Annotated in this window: 20 protein-coding genes; 4 read left to right on the forward strand and 16 right to left on the reverse strand. The window is 61.5% G+C overall.

The genetic code is table 11. The annotated features are described in order from the left end of the window. Positions 1 to 18: 18 nt before the first annotated feature. The 11 genes from E6X30_RS02680 to E6X30_RS02730 form a co-directional block, all read right to left on the reverse strand. Positions 19 to 1,404, reverse strand: a complete 1,386-nt coding sequence (locus E6X30_RS02680) for a peptidoglycan DD-metalloendopeptidase family protein (RefSeq protein WP_316335692.1) — start codon at positions 1,402 to 1,404, stop codon at positions 19 to 21. Positions 1,405 to 1,438: 34 nt separating this feature from the next. Further along, a complete protein-coding gene (gene ftsX / locus E6X30_RS02685) occupies positions 1,439 to 2,356 on the reverse strand; it encodes a permease-like cell division protein FtsX (RefSeq protein ID WP_034373887.1) in 918 nt (305 codons plus the stop codon). Further along, positions 2,353 to 3,246, reverse strand: a complete 894-nt coding sequence (gene ftsE / locus E6X30_RS02690; RefSeq protein WP_034373889.1) for a cell division ATP-binding protein FtsE — start codon at positions 3,244 to 3,246, stop codon at positions 2,353 to 2,355. Before ftsE ends, ftsX begins: the two co-directional genes overlap by 4 nt. A 246-nt stretch (positions 3,247 to 3,492) precedes the next feature. After that, positions 3,493 to 4,611 carry a peptide chain release factor 2 gene (prfB, locus tag E6X30_RS02695; protein ID WP_070458154.1) on the reverse strand — a complete coding sequence of 373 codons (1,119 nt, stop codon included), beginning with the start codon at positions 4,609 to 4,611 and terminating at the stop codon, positions 3,493 to 3,495. Between the two features lie 93 nt (positions 4,612 to 4,704). Beyond that, positions 4,705 to 5,163 carry a pilus assembly protein TadG-related protein gene (locus E6X30_RS02700; RefSeq protein WP_016664976.1) on the reverse strand — a complete coding sequence of 153 codons (459 nt, stop codon included), beginning with the start codon at positions 5,161 to 5,163 and terminating at the stop codon, positions 4,705 to 4,707. Beyond that, on the reverse strand, positions 5,160 to 5,621 hold the full coding sequence (locus tag E6X30_RS02705) for a hypothetical protein (protein WP_034373896.1): 462 nt from the start codon (positions 5,619 to 5,621) through the stop codon (positions 5,160 to 5,162). The genes E6X30_RS02700 and E6X30_RS02705 overlap by 4 nt, the downstream gene beginning before the upstream one ends. Next, entirely contained in the window at positions 5,611 to 6,003 is a 393-nt protein-coding gene (locus tag E6X30_RS02710) for a hypothetical protein (RefSeq protein ID WP_051120722.1), read from the reverse strand. Before E6X30_RS02710 ends, E6X30_RS02705 begins: the two co-directional genes overlap by 11 nt. A gap of 7 nt (positions 6,004 to 6,010) precedes the next feature. Continuing rightward, positions 6,011 to 6,259 (reverse strand): hypothetical protein, encoded by a 249-nt coding sequence (locus E6X30_RS02715; protein WP_034373902.1) that lies wholly within the window; start codon positions 6,257 to 6,259, stop codon positions 6,011 to 6,013. A gap of 59 nt (positions 6,260 to 6,318) precedes the next feature. Further along, complete coding sequence (locus E6X30_RS02720) at positions 6,319 to 7,275, reverse strand: type II secretion system F family protein (RefSeq protein WP_034373905.1); 957 nt, start codon at positions 7,273 to 7,275, stop codon at positions 6,319 to 6,321. Beyond that, complete coding sequence (locus E6X30_RS02725) at positions 7,272 to 8,150, reverse strand: type II secretion system F family protein (protein ID WP_034373909.1); 879 nt, start codon at positions 8,148 to 8,150, stop codon at positions 7,272 to 7,274. Before E6X30_RS02725 ends, E6X30_RS02720 begins: the two co-directional genes overlap by 4 nt. Continuing rightward, the gene (locus E6X30_RS02730; protein ID WP_016664982.1) at positions 8,147 to 9,370 is read right to left on the reverse strand and encodes a CpaF family protein; all 1,224 of its coding nucleotides are present in this window, start codon (positions 9,368 to 9,370) and stop codon (positions 8,147 to 8,149) included. Before E6X30_RS02730 ends, E6X30_RS02725 begins: the two co-directional genes overlap by 4 nt. Positions 9,371 to 9,606: 236 nt before the next feature. On the opposite strand from E6X30_RS02730, the gene E6X30_RS02735 reads away from it, so the two are divergent. Further along, complete coding sequence (locus E6X30_RS02735) at positions 9,607 to 10,821, forward strand: YihY/virulence factor BrkB family protein (protein ID WP_016664983.1); 1,215 nt, start codon at positions 9,607 to 9,609, stop codon at positions 10,819 to 10,821. 14 nt (positions 10,822 to 10,835) lie between these two features. Next, positions 10,836 to 11,561 (forward strand): SOS response-associated peptidase, encoded by a 726-nt coding sequence (locus E6X30_RS02740; protein ID WP_316335693.1) that lies wholly within the window; start codon positions 10,836 to 10,838, stop codon positions 11,559 to 11,561. Positions 11,562 to 11,574: 13 nt separating this feature from the next. Here E6X30_RS02740 and E6X30_RS02745 read toward each other — a convergent pair whose 3' ends face one another. Continuing rightward, positions 11,575 to 12,009 (reverse strand): hypothetical protein, encoded by a 435-nt coding sequence (locus tag E6X30_RS02745; protein WP_016664985.1) that lies wholly within the window; start codon positions 12,007 to 12,009, stop codon positions 11,575 to 11,577. Between the two features lie 248 nt (positions 12,010 to 12,257). On the opposite strand from E6X30_RS02745, the gene E6X30_RS02750 reads away from it, so the two are divergent. Then, positions 12,258 to 12,506 carry a WhiB family transcriptional regulator gene (locus E6X30_RS02750; RefSeq protein ID WP_016664986.1) on the forward strand — a complete coding sequence of 83 codons (249 nt, stop codon included), beginning with the start codon at positions 12,258 to 12,260 and terminating at the stop codon, positions 12,504 to 12,506. A 97-nt stretch (positions 12,507 to 12,603) separates the two neighbouring features. On the opposite strand, the gene E6X30_RS02755 is transcribed toward E6X30_RS02750, so the two are convergent. Then, positions 12,604 to 14,109: a sensor histidine kinase gene (locus E6X30_RS02755; RefSeq protein ID WP_016664987.1), complete on the reverse strand. Its 1,506-nt coding sequence runs from the start codon at positions 14,107 to 14,109 to the stop codon at positions 12,604 to 12,606. 103 nt (positions 14,110 to 14,212) lie between these two features. Here E6X30_RS02755 and E6X30_RS02760 point away from each other — a divergent pair, with 103 nt between their 5' ends. Beyond that, positions 14,213 to 14,716: a DUF2505 domain-containing protein gene (locus E6X30_RS02760; protein WP_070458131.1), complete on the forward strand. Its 504-nt coding sequence runs from the start codon at positions 14,213 to 14,215 to the stop codon at positions 14,714 to 14,716. Here the strand turns inward: E6X30_RS02760 and E6X30_RS02765 are convergent. Genes E6X30_RS02765 through E6X30_RS02775 form a run of 3 tightly spaced genes read right to left on the reverse strand, consistent with a single transcriptional unit; the run spans position 14,713 to position 16,933 of the window. Next, positions 14,713 to 15,159: a hypothetical protein gene (locus E6X30_RS02765; RefSeq protein ID WP_070458129.1), complete on the reverse strand. Its 447-nt coding sequence runs from the start codon at positions 15,157 to 15,159 to the stop codon at positions 14,713 to 14,715. The two genes, E6X30_RS02760 and E6X30_RS02765, sit on opposite strands and share 4 nt — an antisense overlap. 38 nt (positions 15,160 to 15,197) lie before the next feature. Then, positions 15,198 to 16,385 carry a hypothetical protein gene (locus tag E6X30_RS02770; RefSeq protein ID WP_016664990.1) on the reverse strand — a complete coding sequence of 396 codons (1,188 nt, stop codon included), beginning with the start codon at positions 16,383 to 16,385 and terminating at the stop codon, positions 15,198 to 15,200. Continuing rightward, positions 16,382 to 16,933, reverse strand: coding sequence for an SAF domain-containing protein (locus tag E6X30_RS02775; protein WP_172620182.1), 552 nt, complete (start codon positions 16,931 to 16,933; stop codon positions 16,382 to 16,384). The genes E6X30_RS02770 and E6X30_RS02775 overlap by 4 nt, the downstream gene beginning before the upstream one ends. Positions 16,934 to 17,051: the final 118 nt, after the last annotated feature.

Raw genomic sequence — 17,051 nt, forward strand, 5'->3', positions numbered from 1 at the left:
TGCTGACACATTGACCGCCTAGTATCCCACAAATTTGCGGGGGTCGAGCGCCGTGCCGTCGAGGTGCGTCTCGAAATGCAGGTGGCAGCCGGTCGAAGCTCCCGTGGAGCCGACGTAACCCACGGTCTGCCCAGCCTCGATCCGCTGGCCGGCAGAGACCGCGAACCCCTGAAGGTGGTGATACGAGGTTGTGAGGATCTGACCGTTATACAGGCCATGGCTCACGATGACCTTGTTGCCGGCGCCGCTGTTGTAAGTCGTCGCAAGGACTTTCCCCGCAGCCATCGCCCCCACGGGAGACCCGCATGCCGCCGCATAATCCATACCCTTGTGGAGCTTGCGCGTGTGGTACACGGGGTGGAACCTATAGCCAAACATCGAGCTGCGGCGCGCCGAAACGGGATCGCGGAAGCCACCCGACGATGCGCCACCGCCACTCTCAGGCTTCGGCGCGGAGATCTTGCGGGGCTTACGCCGCTCGCGTTTTGCCCGACGCTCTTCAGCCTCGCGCGCCTCCCGAGCCTTCCGCTCCTGCTCGCGCTGGCGCGCAAGCGCCTCCTGACGTTCTTTTTCGATGAGTTGCTGAATGTCTGTTTCGAGAGCGCTCGACTGGGATTCGAGGGCCGATTCCGACGCTCGATATTTGTCCTTGAGCGTTTCGAGGTTCGCCGCCTGAGATTTCTGCGAAGCGTAAAGACCATCGAGGTCTTTCTTTGCCTGCGCCGCTTCACTCTCGGCCTGGCGGCGCTCGGCGACCGCAGCCGCTGACTTCTTCTTGAGGTCCTCGATCTCGGCACGGATCGCCTCAAGTCGGTCCGCGGAGTTCACGTTCGTGGCTTGCTGACCGCGAAGATCCGTGAGCTTCGCGCCCTGCGCTTGAAGCGTGAGGCGGTAGTTCATCGTTCGATCGACCGCGTCCTGCGGATTCTCCGAATTCAAGAAAATCGACGCGGGATTGGGAGCACTCGTGCCTTTATACGCCTCGATAGAGGCGCGCGAGACGTCCTCGTTCGACTGCGAAATCTTTTGCTGGCCACTTTCGACGGCCTGCCGGATTTCACTCTCCTCGGCTTGCGCGGCCTCGAGCCGCTTCGCCTGGCGAGCGTCTTCAGCTTTCGCCGCCTCGAGCGCGGAGCGCGCAGAGTCGAGGCGTGCTTGTGCATCGGGAATCCTCGACTCAGTTTCGGCGAGGGCGAGGTACGCGTCGGCAAGCTCCGTGTCAACCTCGTTGAGGTCCTCGCGCAACGCTGCAAGCTTTTCGTCGACGCTCTTCTTTTGTTTCTTCTTGTCGTCGATATCGTCAGCGAGCACATAGTCGTGCGAAAAAATGCCTGACGAGGCTAGGCCGAGAACGGCAGCGAACGACGCACCTTTCACGAGTGCGCGTCGAGAAAGAAAATTCATTTTCCCCTCATCATTCGACATATCCAGAACCTGCCTACACCTTCAAATAGCGGTTGAGCGAAACGACGGACGAGCCTATCGCGAGAATAGCACCGAGCGCGAGCAAAATAGGTCCTACCCACAACAGGTCCGACATCGTCATGTGGATGAGATCAGCTCCGAGAGTCGGAGCGAGCCAGCCCTCCACAAGATATTTAATGGCGAGCGAAAGTACACCGGTAGCCAGCGCTCCGCCGATCAGTGCGGCAACAGCCCCCTCCAGAAGGAATGGCAAGCGAATAAAGATATTGCTCGCGCCTACAAGGCGCATAATCGCAATCTCACGCCTTCTATTCGCCACCGACATACGGATCGTCGTCGCAACGAGGAGCACCGCCGCCACCAGCATGACGACAGCGAGAGAGATCGCAAAGACAGTTGATTGATTCAAGATCGAAATAAACGGTGCATATACCGCGAGAAGATCGGATACCTCATCGACCCCTTCTCTCCCCTGGAAGAAATCCACGACAGCACTCGAGCGCTCCGCCTCCACAAGCGTGATGTGGAAACTCACCGGCATATCTTCGGCAGTGAAATCCTGCGCAAAGCTCTCACCGCCAAACTGATCGCGGTACACCTCGAGAGCTTCCTCCTGGGAGCGCTCATCCACGGACGCGATATACGGGCCCAAAATATCACCCTTGAGCGCCTCACGGACCTCGGCAATCTGTGCGTCCGTCGCAGCGCCGCCGGCACATGATGTCGCCGTCGAATGCGGAGAGCACATATAGACGCTAATTTGCGAGTTCTTCACGAGGATGTCCTGAAGCGCGACAATCTGCTTCTGCATCAGAAGCCCCGCTCCCACGAACGTGAGCGAAACCGCGGTCACAATCACGACGGAAATCACCATCGCGATGTTGCGACGAAGCCCTCCGAAGCTTTCTTTAAGGATGTAGCGAAGCCTCATGCGAGTTCATCCTCCTCGCCCGTATCCGATTCCTCGAAGGCGCGATCGAAATCGCCCATGCGCTCGTCACCGCTCGCGGTTTCGTCAAACCGCTCGAAAGCTACGTCTGAGGCGCGCACACTTCCTCCGGTCGCGGAGTCCGACGGCTGTCGCTCCCCCGCTGCCTCACCATCGGGTACCGCGCCCGAGATCACGCTCTCATCGGAGGATCCTCGATAGTGGCCGCGCTTCTCATCACGCACAACGTGCCCATCGACGAGTTCGACCACACGTTTGTTCAAGCGATTCACTGCTTTCTCGTCGTGAGTAGCCATGAGAACGGTCGTTCCGCGATCGTTGATGTCTGCGAGAAGATCCATAATCCCCTTGGCCGTTTCCGGATCGAGGTTGCCCGTTGGCTCATCGGCAAGAAGGATCGTGGGCCGATTCACGTACGCACGCGCAATGGCAACACGCTGCTGCTCGCCACCAGACAGCTCATGCGGAAGCCGTTTTCCTTTGTCTGCCAAGCCCACCATGTCGAGAACCTCGGGCACGAGCTTTTTCACCACTCTGCCCGGAGTCCCAATGACCTGGAGCGCAAACTCCACATTCTGGAACGCCGTCTTCGAGGGCAGCAAACGGAAGTCCTGGAATACCATCCCGATTTCACGGCGGAGCCGGGGAACTTTCCAGCTCGACAGACGCGAAAGGTCCTTGCCCGCCACAAAAATGGAACCAGAGGTCGGATTAGTTTCCTTCAAAATGAGCCTGAGCATTGTCGATTTTCCCGAGCCTGAAGCCCCAACGAGAAAAGCGAATTCGCCACGCTCAAACTCGATCGACAGATCAGTGAGGGCGGGCGCGCTCTTACGCTGATATGTTTTCGTCACGTGTTCGAAACGAATCACAGGCTCATCCCATCTGGGCGGGTCGACAGCTCCCCTCGAGATGTCCGCGGGCACTACGAGGGTCAGTACCCGTCAACCCTAACCACGGCCCACCTCAAATCTTCGGATTCAGGCCGGTCACACGGGTCACGTTTTCCTCAAGAATTCGTCAAGAGGTGCTAGAGGCAGCGCGCTGAGCCTCGCGCCCATGTGAGCTCAGCAAGCGTCGGCCCCGTGCGGGTACGGGCCGAGCTCTACCCCGGCGAGTCAGTCCTCCGTGCGTGCCTGTTCGACGCGCCAGCGGATACCGGCCTCGATAAAGCCATCGATATTGCCATCAAACACCGAGGTGGGATTGCCTTCCGAGTACTCCGTGCGCAAATCCTTCACCATCTGGTACGGGTTCAGGACATAGGAGCGCATCTGGTCGCCCCAGCTCGCCTTGATATCGCCGGCGAGCTCCTTACGCTTGGCGTCTTCCTCTTGCTTCTTCAGGAGCAGGAGTCGCGACTGAAGCACGCGCAGAGCCGCGGCACGGTTCTGGATCTGCGACTTCTCGTCCTGCATCGAAACGACAATGCCCGTGGGGATGTGAGTCATGCGCACGGCCGAATCGGTCGTGTTCACGCTCTGGCCACCCGGACCCGACGAACGGAACACGTCGATCTTGAGTTCATTCTCGGGGATCTCGATGCTGTCGGTCGTTTCGATGAGCGGGATCACCTCGACTGCGGCGAACGAGGTTTGACGGCGCCCTTGGTTGTCGAACGGGGAAATACGGACGAGGCGGTGCGTCCCGCCCTCGACACTGAGCGTTCCATACGCGTATGGCGCACTCACTTCAAAGGTGACGGACTTGAGACCGGCCTCCTCCGCATACGAGGTGTCCATGACCTTGGTGGGGTACCCCTTGTGTTCAGCCCACCGCAAATACATGCGCAGCAGCATCTCGGCGAAGTCCGCGGCATCAACACCACCGGCGCCCGCGCGAATCGTCACGACCGCGTTGCGCTGATCGTATTCACCGCTCAGCATCGTGCGAACCTCGAGCTCGTCAAGCGCTTTACGAATCGCGGCAAGTTCTTTTTCAGCGTCCTCGGCGAACTGGGCATCGCCTTCTTCCTCGCCAAGCTCGACCATGACCTCGAGGTCGTCGATTCGACTCGACAGTTCGCTGACGCGGCGCTTCTCCGCCTGCGCATGCGAGAGATCGGACGTGACTTTCTGAGCCGCCTCCGGGTCATCCCACAGATCGGGGGCGGCCGCCTGCTTCTCGAGGTCGGCGATTCTAGCGGTCAGCGCATCAAGATCGGTGACCTTCTCGATCGATTCGAGGGTCGAACGCAGGTGGGGAATCTCGGCAGAAAAATCAGAACTCACAAACATCCACTCTACGCTACGCACTCACCGCACGGCAGGGACGCGACGCTCGCGCCCGGGCCAATGCGGCCCGCTACACACCAGCACCGGCGGTCCGCACTAGTGCGCATGCGCCGATGAGTCCACGCGCACAACGATGGGAGAGTCGAGCGCACGAGAAATCCACCCCACGAGCGGCGGGTGCACGCGAGCTTCGAGGGACAGCCTCACCTCACCATTCGGCGAGAGGGCAAGCGCTGTAATGTCCATATCGCTCACGCGAGAAAACTGGTGCGGGTACTGCGCGAGATAGGCAGAGGCGCGCTCGCGCGCTTCGGCCTCCGTAGGAATACGTGGGTCACCCGCGTCATCGTAGAGCCTGTTTTCGCTCGCTCCCCCCGCTGCGTATAGGGCCGCGCCATCCGCCACGAACTGGACACGATTGCGGTCGATCTCGACACCGGTCACGGCGATGCCGAACGCAATCACCATCAAAACCACGACGCTGACGCCTATCGTCAAGACGCTGGCGTTGCCGCGCTCCCCTCTGCATCGCGCCAGGCGACGCTTTCGGATCATGGCGTGCCTCCTTCAGCAATCAACGCGTGTCGGCCTTTCACGTCGACGATTGAGGAGTCCAGACCGATCACTCCGAGCCCGGGAATGGGCGCCGCGAGGCTCACCTCCACCGAAACGACCTCTCCCGCAACCGGACATGACACCGACTCACACGACACTGCGATGTCCCCGGCCTCAACCTCGACACCGTAGTCGCGCTCCACTTCAGCCACGATGCCCGCGATGCGTTCCTCGCGCCCCTCGGCAAGGTCATGGACGGAATACACCCGCGCGATCTGCCGCGCGAGGGTGTCGGCGGCGAATGAGGCGGACTGCACCGAGGCACACGTGAGCAGGAGATATACGAGCGGAATGAGGAGGACGACAGATAGTCCAGTGAACTCGACGACCGCGTTCCCCGATGCATCCCTCAACCGATGCAACGTTTCTTTCGCGACGGCGCCCAACCTAGAGAGCATCCTCGTCCACCGCATGTCCCACGACGTGCAATGCGTTGCTCGGTCCGAAAAATCCGATGAGCGGCAGGGCCGCGTGGATTTCTATCTCAATCACGCCCGCATGCTCGCGCGCTTCGACGTCCACGTCACCGAGTTGCTGAAACCGAGCAGAGGCCAGTTCTGAGGCCCGTGCGAGGCCGTCACTCGGATCGTTACCGAGCAACGCCCCGTGGTACGCCGACTGTACGGCGATATCCGTGAGTCCATTGCGCACGTGAAGGAAGAGGGCGAGCTGGAGAAGGCTCAGGCCAAGCGCCACCACGAGTGCCGCGATGAGGGGGAACTCCACGACCGCGTTGCCCCGTTCTTCGCGCAGGCGCCGATGCAATCGACGTATACGCATGCGCACGCTACTCGGTGAACTGGCTCATGGCCTGGTTGAACAAGCCCACGAGGGCATCGGATGCCACGGCCCATAGAGCCACGACGATGCCGGCCGTCATGAGAGTGATGAGGACCCACCCTGGAACGTCACCGCGTTCACTGGCAAGGCGCTCGCGCGCCGCGAAGAAAGCACGAACGGTCGCACGGGAGATGCGCTCACGCAGCGGGGTGCGGGCGGTGGCATTGTCAATCAAGGTTGAGCGGTTAATGGACACGGGGTTCTCCTTCGAAATGAGGTGGGATACCAAAATTGCAAAACGCGGGGCCATACCTGTCATAGCCCCACCTGGAGTGCGGTGATGCCGGGGAAGACCGCAAACACAATGACGAGCGGCATGAGGAGGAAGACGACGGGCAGAAGCATGTACACCTCGCGCCGTCCTGCGCTCTCCATCAACGTCCGCTTCGAAAGCTCGCGGGCATCTTGCGCTTGCGCGCGCATGACATCTGCGAGTGGGGTGCCTCGTTCGAGGGCGACGGCAATGGTTTCCGCGAACCGCGAGAGGGAGTCGAGCGGGGAGCGGGTCCCAAGATTGATAAGGGCGTCCTCGAGGCTCGCTCCCGCGCGGATCTCGGAGACGGCAATCGCGAGTTCCCGTGAAAGCTCTCCCTGAGAGGTGCGCGCGACTCTCTCCATCGCCGCGATCGGGCCTTCCCCTGCTGAAATCGCGAGGGCCAGCAGATCGGCAATAGTGGGAAATTCGCGCGCCATTGCCTGCTTCCGCGACGAAATCGCGCTCGTGAGGAGGTAGTCGCGCACGAGCGGTGCGGTCACGCTCGCGATCACGACAAGCGCAAGGAGCGCAATGAGCGGCGCTCGCTCAAGCGCGAACAGCCCCATCCCGAGGGCAGCGCTCGCCACGAACGCCACTATCGCCCAGGTGAACTGCTGAATTCTGAAATCTCGATAGGTGATCCGACCGCCCGCGAGCGCGAGACGCTTCTCGATCTCACGTTGGCTCCCGAGCGCCCGCGCGGCAAAGGCGCGCACGCTCTCGAGAAACGGGCCCACGCTAGCGTCAATGAGGGGATGCACCCGTGCACTGTTCTCGAGAAAATCGAGTGCTCCACGCGCGCTACCCCGTTTAATGTAAGGGCTGACGCGAGCTTCAACTGACCGAGGTCGCCGCCACGGATTCTCGAGGATCACGAGAGCGAGGCCGAGGCCGAAAAGTGCGCCGAGGGTGCACCCCAAAATGACGATCGTGAGCGTATTGTCGCGGATGATCATTTGCGCAGCACCCTCTCGTCTTGCGGCAAGCGCGCGAGCGCGAGCATGAGGCGATAAGCGAAGAACGACACGAGCGCACCAGCGATGATCAGCATGCCGCCGGCGGCGGAGTCGTAGGCCTCTGCGGCTTCGGGACGCAGAATCATGAGCCCGAGCACCACCCACGGGGCGATTAGGGCAAGCTTCGCCCCGTTGACCGTCCAACTCTGCCTCGCTTCGAGCTCGGAGCGCACGCGCGCATCTTCACGAAGGAACGATGACAAGGTGCGTAGAAGCGTGCCGAGATCGGTTCCGCCCACGTCTCGCGTAATGCGCAGTGCCTCGATGATGCGATCCGCAACAGGGTCGCTCAAGCGCACCTTGAGGCGATCGAGACTGTAGGAGAAATCGCCGGTAGCGTGGTATTCCCTCGCAAATTCACCGAATGACGAGCGCAGTTGCTCGGGCCCGCGATCGGCGAGTTGGGCAAGTGATTCAGGTAGGGAGAGCCCCGCGCGGACAGCCGATCCCACGAGGTCGATTACTTCCGGCCATACTTCGCGGAGGTTTTCTTGCCGACGCCTCGCCAGTGCTCGCAGCGCCCATGCGGGGAAAAGGCTTCCGCCGACCCCTGCCGCGACGCTCGGGATCATCGCGGTGCTGAGTCCTAAAGTGAGGATGAAAGCCACGCCACCGGTGAGCACCGACGCAATAAGAAGGTGATGCGGGCGTGCGCTCGAGAGCCCGATCCGGGCGAAATCGTCGCGGATTCGCTGCTCAATACGGGTACGCGAGCCCACCCTCACCGGCCTCCTCGCTTCACGGGGCCAAAACGCTGACCAGATCGTCACGAGCCCGAGGCCGAAGAGGGCTCCGGCAGCAAAGCCCGGGATCATCGCTTGTCTCCAAGGAGGGTCGATAGCGAGAAGCCGGCTCGTTCGAACCGTTCGGGGTGCGGCGGGTATGCGTCGCCCCTGCATAGCCGGCCGCGACGGAACTCGAAGATGTGCCCGAGCTCGACTACGGAATCTTCGACTCTCCCCGGAACGGCAACGATCTCTCGCACTCGACGCGTGCCATCGTGAAGGTGATCGAGGTGGACGACAAGATCGATTGCGTTCGCGACGGTAGGCGTCACGAACGAGCCGCTGACATTTTCGCCCGCGAGCAACGGGAGCGTGCACAGCTTGGCGATCGTGTCGCGGGCGGAGTTGGAGTGAATGGTGGCCATCCCTGGAAGCCCACTGTTAAGCGCGATGAGCATGTCGAGCGACTCGGCCTCGCGAACCTCGCCAACGATTATGCGGCTGGGGCGCATACGCAGCGCCTCCTTCACAAGGCGACGCATCGTAATTTCGCCGACGCCTTCGAGGTTCGGCTGCCGGCACTGCATGCCCACGACGTCCCGTGCCGAGATATTGAGCTCGAATACTTCCTCGATCGTCACGATCCTTTCGCGCGGGTAGACGGCCGAGCCGAGGCAACTGACCATCGTCGTTTTACCTGCGCCTACGCTCCCGGAGACGATGATGTTGAGCCCTGCCTTTACGCTTGCGTCGAGGAAGTCGGCAGCTTGCTGCGTGAGGGACCCTAACGCGACGAGGTCTGCGAGGGAGTGTGCTTTTGAGATGAACTTTCGGATGTTGACGGACCAGTGCTTGCGCGTGACATTCGGGATCACGGCGTGAAGGCGCGCACCGCTGGGGAGAAGTGCGTCGACGAATGGTGTACTGAGGTCAAGGCGGCGACCCGTTTGCGCAAGCATTCGTTCGACGAGCCCGCGAACTTCGCCGGCCGAAAGCACGAGTGGGGTCAATTCGCTGACGCCGTGCCGGTGGACGAAGATTTCGCTCGGCGAGTTGATCCAGATTTCTTCGATCTCCGGATCGTCGAGGAACGTCTGCAAGGCACCGAAACCTCCGATGCGTGCGGCCACTTCCCCCACGGCCGACTCGCGCTCACGCAACGCAGGGACTTCACCACGGGCAGCTTTGGCGTCGTACTCGTTGACGACTGTGGCGATGAGGTCATCGAGTGACGACGATGTCGCATCGAGACCCTGCTCGCGAATCGCTTGGCGAGCTTCGGCCTCGATGATGCCGAGTGCGTCGTGCATGGGTTCCCCCCCCCTTATGCAATCGTGGCGCCTGCTCAAGGCTCCCCGTGCCCCGTCCCCCTGGGGCTTTCTGTCATCTTTGTACCAGAGTTTGAGGGCACACGAAACGCTGTTCGGCAATTGTGGATAAGTATTCCTGGGTTATCCAGACTGCGGGTGCGTGTGCGGTGCGGCATACGTGCAGATCGGCCGTATAGACTCGCGTCGTCCCGTTCCCCGTCCCAGAGGATGACCGCATGGCAACGCGCCTTTCCACCCGCGATACCGCGGCCGAAGCAAAGATGTCGAAGACCGAATGGACGTACGCGGCTAAGCGCACTCTCACGGAATTCTCTAGAGCGGGCGGAACGGACCTCGCCGCTCAGCTCACGTACTTCATCGTCCTCGCCATCGCCCCATCCCTCCTGGCCCTCTTCTCGCTCGCTGCACTCGTACTAAGCGGTTTCCAAGACGAAATCGTCGGGCTGATTACCGATGCAGTAGCGAAGTCGAACATTGCGAAGGGCTCGGGCGATCTGAGCGGCCCGATCGAATCCACACTCAAATCTCTCCTCGGGTCGACCTCCTCAGGCACGATCGCTCTCATCATCGGTATCGTGACCGCCCTGTGGTCGGCTTCGGCGTTCGTCAAGGCATTCTCGCGAGCCTCCAACAAAATTTACCGGGTGGAGGAGACCCGCGGCCCCGTCAAGTTCAACCTCTCGATGCTCGCGGTCACTGCCGCACTCATCGTGGGAATCCTCCTGCTCTTCATTTCCATGTTGCTCAACCAAAGCATGGTCGACTCCCTCTTTGGACCCATTTTCTCGGCGATCCAGATGCCGGATCTTCTGTCCTTCCTCACCGACACCTTTATCCCGATTTGGGCGTGGGTGAAGTGGCCGTTCATGCTCGCACTTTTGTTCGCTGTCGTGTCGCTGCTGTACTGGGCGACACCGAACCTTGAGCACAAGTACCGTTTCATCTCGCCGGGTGGAATTTTCGCCATCGTGGGCATTGCCCTCGCGCTCGTTGCCCTCAGCATCTACATGTCGACCGCAGCGAGTTACTCGAGCTACGGCGCCATCGGTGGCGTCATGGCAATCCTGTTCGTCCTGTGGGTCGTGAGCATCGTGCTCATTCTCGGCGCGGCGTTTGACGCCGAGGTTTTGCGCGGCCGCCAGCTCGCCGCTGGTATGCCCGCCGAGGACGGTTTCGAACTTCCAAGTCGAGGCGCCGAACCGCCCACCAAAGCCGACCTCAAATACGCCAAGATCGTTGAGGAAGGTCGCGAAATCCGCGTCGGCAACCTCTACAAAAACCAAGGCAACTACACGGCGACATTCGCGGGTGAGGACGCGCTTCGCAAGGGCGACGAGGATGTCTTCTCCGTTTCCGAAAGCGACGAGTCATCGGGTGAGGAGCCCGCGGCTTCAACCACCGAGGACAGCGCGCGCGACGCGCAGGATTAGGCTGCGGCGTCGCCATGTGCGGGCGTTTCGCGTTTTTCCAGGAGATCGAGCCGCTTCTCGATGACATCGGCGCCCTCGATCGCGCCGATCCGCACCTGGCGGCGCGCTACAACATCCCTCCCACGACACCGATCTATGTCGTGACCGAGGGGGTCGAACGCGATACCGGCACGCTCACGAGAGCTGTGCGTACCGCCCATTGGGGCCTCGTCCCACGGTTCGCAAAAGACCTCTCGTTCTCCGCGAAAACCTTTAACGCGAGGCGAGAAACTCTCAGAGAAAAGCCAAGTTTTCGCGGCTCCCTTAGCCGCTATCGCGCTCTCGTTCCCATGAACGGCTACTACGAATGGCAATCGGGACCGAACGGGAAAAACCCGCACTACCTCCACGATCCGCACGCCCCACTCCTCTATGCAGCCGGCCTCGTGTCATGGTGGAAAGATCCTGCGCGGCCAGAAGCCGAATGGCTGCTCACAGCGACGATCATTACGAAAGCGGCCGAGGGACAACTCGAACGAATCCATTCCCGCATGCCCGTTTTCCTCAACCCCGAGAGCCGCGAAACTTGGCTCGGTTTCGAGTCTTTCGCAACGGGGAACGACGCCCATACCTGGATCAATGGCTCTGAAGGGCAGCTCCCAGCTCAAGCGCTTGAAGCCTACCAAGTGGGAAACGACGTTGGAAACGTGACGAACGAGGGCGCCCACCTCATTGATCGGCAGAATCCGACGCCTGCCTAGATCCGTCGGCGGCTTAGTCTTCGTCGGCGATAAAGAGCTCGCGATCGGGTCGATTCTCAGGGCGTATGAGAAGAACGAACAGCGCAATCGCGAGGGCGAGCGCAGTAAAGCCAGCCCAAAGGAGACCTCCACGGATGAGGCTTCCCCCAATCAGCGCCTGAAAAAGCTGCCATGTCACTCCAAAGCTCACGCCGTAGCGACCGCGTTTCATGAGCGAACGCGCGGCAAGCGCGACCATCAGGGCGAAGATCCCTAGACATGCGGTGAGTCCCACGGCGAGCGTTGAGAGTTTCGGGGACTGAGCGGGGAGCGTCACGAGGGCATAGAGCGCAGCGGCGAGAAGCAGGAGCGCCTCGACCACGAGAAGCGCAGCGCTCACGCGGCGCAGCGGGTGCGTGGGGCGTTGAGATTGCGCCTTGGAACCGGGGGCACCGCTAACGGAAGTCATGCCCCCACCCTAATGCCCGGTACGCCGTGTGGCCGCCGCTGGCAAGATGCAGGCGGTGTGGAAAAGATAACGAGGGATCTTCTCGCTAGATCCTTGTCCATTAGCGACGTTGCCAGGAACAATGGAGTACTACATCGCTTCGACACCACCGTGTGAGAGGCGATATGCATTGATGTCGAGGCCCACTGGGCCACACGCCATTGTGACCCCACTACGGTCACGATGCACTGGAAAGAGAGAGTGACCCGATGGATTGGCGCCACCGCGCTGCATGCCTCACCGAAGATCCCGAGCTTTTCTTCCCCATCGGGAATACGGGACCGGCGATCACCCAGATCCAGGAAGCCAAGGCCGTGTGCCAACGCTGCGAGGTCATGAACATCTGCTTGAAGTTCGCGCTCGAATCCGGCCAGGATTCCGGCGTGTGGGGCGGCCTTTCCGAAGATGAGCGCCGCTCGCTTAAGCGCCGTACCGCGCGAGCGCGACGCGTCGCCTAACGGCCACTACACACAGGCGTATTTTTCGAACCGTATCCAGCGGCGTTACTGCCGCGAGGTACAGCCGCGTCAACTCTGGACTTGCCCTCCCCACTCCTTAGCGTGAGATCGGGTCGAGATACACATCAATCGTGGCGCGCGTGCCACCGTCGGGCCTATTCTCCCAGGTGAGAACGCCACCAAGCTCCCCCTGCACGAGTGTTTGCGCGATGTTCGTGCCGAGTCCCTCGGGCCTGCTGGGCATCCCTTTGCCGTCGTCGTCGACGTCAATCACGAGATGGGTTCCGCTCCGCTCGCTCGTGATCGTGAGGTTTCCTCCGGTTTCCGAAAGTCCGTGTTCGACGGCATTCGTGGCGAGCTCCGTCAAGACAAGCGCCAGCGGGGTCGCCTCCTCCGCGCGTACGAGCCCTGCCTTGCCAACCTTGTGAGTCGTGACCGTAACCTGCCCGATGCCGCTCGCGTGGTCACCGTCATGCACCGTTGCCGAGGCGGCATCGACCGCGAGGCGCAGGCAGCGATCGATCACGTCGTCAAGCAAAACGGTCTCTTCGCTGCCCTGCAGGAGGGATTCGTGAACCAGTGCGATCGTCGAGACGCGCCTCATCGCCTCAAGTAACGCGTCCTTCGCCTCGTCGGACTTCATGCGCCTCGATTGCAAGCGCAAAAGCGCAGCGACCGTTTGCAAATTGTTCTTGACGCGATGATGAACCTCGCGGATCGTCGCATCCTTAGTCATCAACTCTTTTTCGCGACGGCGCACCTCGGTCACGTCGCGTACGAGAATGATGGCCTCCGTTCGCTGCCCCCGGCGCGTGATCGGGATCGCGCGCAGTGACAGGATCCCGCCTTTTGCCTGCATGTCGACGCGCCACGCAGCGCGCCCCGTCAACACCAGTGGAAGCGACTCATCGACGGGAATTCGAGATTGCAGATCGGCGGTCGCGAGCTCCGCGAGGAGAGACCCCACCATGTCTCCCTGCATCCCGCAGCGGTGGAAGGCGGAAAGTGCGTTCGGAGAGGCGGCCTTTACGACGCCTTCGCTATCGACCGACACCCAACCATCACCCACACGGGGAGCCCCTCGGCGGGGCGGAACGGGCGCCCCTTTAATGGGGAACGCCCCCTCCCCCATCATGAGCAGCAATTCTCGGCCAAGCCGATGCTGCTCCACTTCCGCGGCGGCGAGTCGCGCATCGGCGGGCGATGTAAACGATTCGATCGACACGATCGCGAGGACCACGCCCTTGCGACGAACGGGGGCAAAGCGCACGAATGCGGGGCGAGACTCGCGCTCGACCGTCACGAATGTGTCGACATCGTCGACGCCTGCTCCCGCATTGTCATAGGCCGCGAGTAGCTCAGGCCAATCCTCACGCGTGTAGACACTCGAGATCGGGTCCTCGAAATACACCGTACTGCCGTTAGCCGGGCGCGAATGCGCGGTCGCGCACATCCCCTCTTCGCGCGGCACCCACAGCACGAGATCGGAACCCAGCAGGTCCGAGACGACCTGCCAATCACCGAGGAGAAGCTGGAGCCACTCAACCTCGGGCCTCGGCGTTTCATCGTCATAGGTAAGCACGTTGTTCACGGTGGGAGCCATATCTCAAGCCTACTGCCTCACGGCTTGAGTCCGGCACCGCGCACACGCTCGTCTCGCCGCGCGCCGCTAGTCTTAGGTCAGCACCAGATGTGAGGAGACGACAGTGAAAACACTCCACGACACCATCGACTACAGCGCGAGCGTCGAGCGCGTCGCACGCTTCTACGCGAGCAGTGAGCACGCAGCTGAGCGTGCGCGAAGGCTCGGCGTGAACGATACGCACGTGGATGTCCAGGGCAATCCCGACAGCGCCTTCACCACGACGATCCAGGCGACTGTGCCACGCGAGCAGATCGACCACGACAAGTTCAGCCGTTTCCTGCCCGGGCGCCTCGACGTGACCATCGTGCATGACTGGGACGCTCCCGACGGCGGCTCCCGGACGGGGCGCCTACGCGCGACGGTCGCCTCTCTTCCGGTCGACCTTTCGGCGGACTTTACTCTCAGCGGCAGCGGCGACGGCTCGCGCATGAGCATCGAGGCAAACCTCAGCGTAAAAATTCCCCTCGTGGGAGGCGCAATCGAAAAGGCCGCACACGAAGCAGCGGGCGATGCCTTCGACACCGAGGAAGCATTTGCCAACGACGTCCTCGCAAACGAGCGCTAGGCTTCGAGGAACTCCCTGACGGCGCTGGCTTCGCTCGCGTCGAACCACAACACATCGGGAGCGTAGGGGTCGTCGGCAACCTCAGCGGCCGAATTCTGGGTGATGAGATAGGCCCGTAGCGGCACCGTTATCGCCTCGCTCTTAAGGAGGTGCGACCACTCGCCAACGTCGGCCGAGGCGTCGCTCTCGAGTGCGCGATCGGGAAGGTCAAACGCTGCGATCGCAATCCGGCCCCCACTTCTGTGCGCGTGGGCGAGGGACAGGATGCATTCACACATCGCCTCGAATTCGCGCTCTTCGGCTTCATCACCAGCGAGCCCCTTAGTCGCCGAGGCCGGCACACCCCACACCCGCGCGCCTGCGGGAAGGTCGAACGTCGGGACCGTCATATCGAGAACGCTCGTATCTCCCGCGAGCGCATCCACAGGGCAGAACACGCGCATGTGCCTCTCCTTGGCTAGTAACAGCTGAGGCCTCAAGACTACCGAAGAAGATTCTGGTCGACGTGAGTGGCGAGCCGCGTGAGCGCCTGCCGAAGTTTCGATTTCGGTGCAGACTCTGACAGGAGGACGCCGTCCCACCTCGCGCGAGAGGCTACCGCGGCATCGAGCGGGAGGGCGAGGCACGTATCAAAATCGAGGCGCGCGCGAAGAGTCCGCTCGATGCTCGCGAGCGTCACGCTTGAGTCGAGTTTGTTGACGACGACGGTCACGGGATTCCGCGCGAGCTCCATGACCTGGGGAGCTTCACGCACAAAGCGCGTCACGCTAATGGGATCAGCGGCCACAACGGCGATCAGGTGTGAAGCCGACGCAAGCGCGGTTCGCGTGGTGCCATTGCGTTGCTGAGCCCCGAAGTCACCCCCGCTGCCCTCGTGGTCCAGTGGCGCGGCGACATCAACGACGACGGTGTTCGTCGCCTCTCGAGCTTTTCCACATACCGCTTCGAGGGCATTGTCGTAGACCTCGATGTAACGCGACGGGACGCCTATTCCGCTGAGGAGGTGGAGGTCTTCGCTTACGAGCGGAGAATACTGGAGGACAAGCTCGGCTGTGAGCGCGCCTTTATCGCTTGCTCGACATGCGGCGACGAGCCCGGGCACTTCATCAAGGACGCCGAAAATCTGTGATTGGCACGGACCGTAGGTGTCGGCATCGATGAGAATGCTCTCGCCTCTGAGAAGCGACAGTTCGTGCGCAAGATGTGCGGCGACGAAGGAGCGCCCGGGGGCGCCTTCGGGGCCCCATACGGTCAGCATTGGAGAGGCCGCCTCGTCGGTGCTTGGCTCTTGGGTCCACGTAGAGTGATCGGGGTCCTGTGTTTCGAGCCCCGCGTGCAAGAGCAAGTCGTAGAGCTCATCGGCATCGATTCCGCCGTGCACTTCGAGGGTGATTCCAAGTGTCGCAGGATCGGTGCGGCTCGACTGAGACGTCACGGCAATGACGCCGGTTCCCCCACGCCTGATCTCGTGGACGATTTCACGCGAAAGCCCCGCAACATCAACATCGAGAAGGAGAACATCGCCGAGTTCGGCTCGTGTGAGAGCAAGAAGCTCCGTAAGGTCAACGCACCGCCTAAGCACACGGCAACGAGTGGAAAGTCGCTGCGCGATGGTCGAAACCAGCTGAACTTCGTCGGCACCCGACGCGCACACGAGGATGTCGATCATTCGGAATCCTCAAAAAGCCCCGGCGCTTCGACAACATAGAGGTTGCGCTTTGTTCCGAGTGCATCGAGCACGCTTGCCACGTGTGCGGAGGGGATGAGGACCTCAACTCGCGAGCCGCGCCCACTGAGCCCGCCGCCCTCATCAACGCCACGGACGACGGCGCCCTCCACGAGGATCGTCGAATTGGCTGCATCCTCACCACCGGAAGCCCACACGTCAACCAGTGCACCCTTTTTGAGCGAAGACGTAACTGGCTGATCGACCTGAATGGTAACGGGACGCATCGATGAATCTGCCGCTTGCCCGACGGCGCTGCGGGGTAGAAGCTCTCCTCGCGCGATGCTTTCACGGGCAACGCTTCCCTCTGCGATCGAGGCGGCTTTGTGCACGTAGTGCTCACGACTCTCCCCCATGCGGACCTCGGCCACCGTAAATTGTTCGGGTGTGAGCACGTCACCCTCGGCGATATCGGTTGTCGCGACAAGAACGTCTTCGCTCGAGGACACCATCGTGAATGCCAGGCCCCCGACGAGAGTGCTACCTAACACGAGTGCAGCGCCCGTAAGCAAGCGGGTATCGCGGTATGGATTCTTTCTGATGCGTCGAAAGCGCGTGCGCTCCCCCATTGACCCCCCAATGTTCGTGAACCACGTAGTTCACGACGAG

Origin of the sequence: Dermabacter sp., from assembly GCF_032550575.1 — a bacterium.
Lineage (GTDB): Bacteria > Actinomycetota > Actinomycetes > Actinomycetales > Dermabacteraceae > Dermabacter > Dermabacter hominis.

Excerpts from the sequence above, each read along its gene's own strand:
- prfB (WP_070458154.1), bottom strand. The coding sequence starts at position 4,611 with ATGTTTGTGAGTTCTGATTTTTCTGCCGAGATTCCCCACCTGCGTTCG.
- E6X30_RS02710 (WP_051120722.1), bottom strand. The coding sequence starts at position 6,003 with ATGCGTATACGTCGATTGCATCGGCGCCTGCGCGAAGAACGGGGCAAC.
- E6X30_RS02770 (WP_016664990.1), bottom strand. The coding sequence starts at position 16,385 with ATGATCGACATCCTCGTGTGCGCGTCGGGTGCCGACGAAGTTCAGCTG.
- E6X30_RS02745 (WP_016664985.1), bottom strand. The coding sequence starts at position 12,009 with ATGACTTCCGTTAGCGGTGCCCCCGGTTCCAAGGCGCAATCTCAACGC.
- E6X30_RS02755 (WP_016664987.1), bottom strand. The coding sequence starts at position 14,109 with ATGGCTCCCACCGTGAACAACGTGCTTACCTATGACGATGAAACGCCG.
- E6X30_RS02680 (WP_316335692.1), bottom strand. The coding sequence starts at position 1,404 with ATGAATTTTCTTTCTCGACGCGCACTCGTGAAAGGTGCGTCGTTCGCT.
- E6X30_RS02725 (WP_034373909.1), bottom strand. The coding sequence starts at position 8,150 with ATGATCCCGGGCTTTGCTGCCGGAGCCCTCTTCGGCCTCGGGCTCGTG.
- ftsX (WP_034373887.1), bottom strand. The coding sequence starts at position 2,356 with ATGAGGCTTCGCTACATCCTTAAAGAAAGCTTCGGAGGGCTTCGTCGC.
- E6X30_RS02735 (WP_016664983.1), top strand. The coding sequence starts at position 9,607 with ATGGCAACGCGCCTTTCCACCCGCGATACCGCGGCCGAAGCAAAGATG.
- E6X30_RS02730 (WP_016664982.1), bottom strand. The coding sequence starts at position 9,370 with ATGCACGACGCACTCGGCATCATCGAGGCCGAAGCTCGCCAAGCGATT.
- E6X30_RS02740 (WP_316335693.1), top strand. The coding sequence starts at position 10,836 with ATGTGCGGGCGTTTCGCGTTTTTCCAGGAGATCGAGCCGCTTCTCGAT.
- E6X30_RS02765 (WP_070458129.1), bottom strand. The coding sequence starts at position 15,159 with ATGCGCGTGTTCTGCCCTGTGGATGCGCTCGCGGGAGATACGAGCGTT.
- E6X30_RS02705 (WP_034373896.1), bottom strand. The coding sequence starts at position 5,621 with ATGCTCTCTAGGTTGGGCGCCGTCGCGAAAGAAACGTTGCATCGGTTG.
- E6X30_RS02700 (WP_016664976.1), bottom strand. The coding sequence starts at position 5,163 with ATGATCCGAAAGCGTCGCCTGGCGCGATGCAGAGGGGAGCGCGGCAAC.
- E6X30_RS02720 (WP_034373905.1), bottom strand. The coding sequence starts at position 7,275 with ATGATCATCCGCGACAATACGCTCACGATCGTCATTTTGGGGTGCACC.
- E6X30_RS02750 (WP_016664986.1), top strand. The coding sequence starts at position 12,258 with ATGGATTGGCGCCACCGCGCTGCATGCCTCACCGAAGATCCCGAGCTT.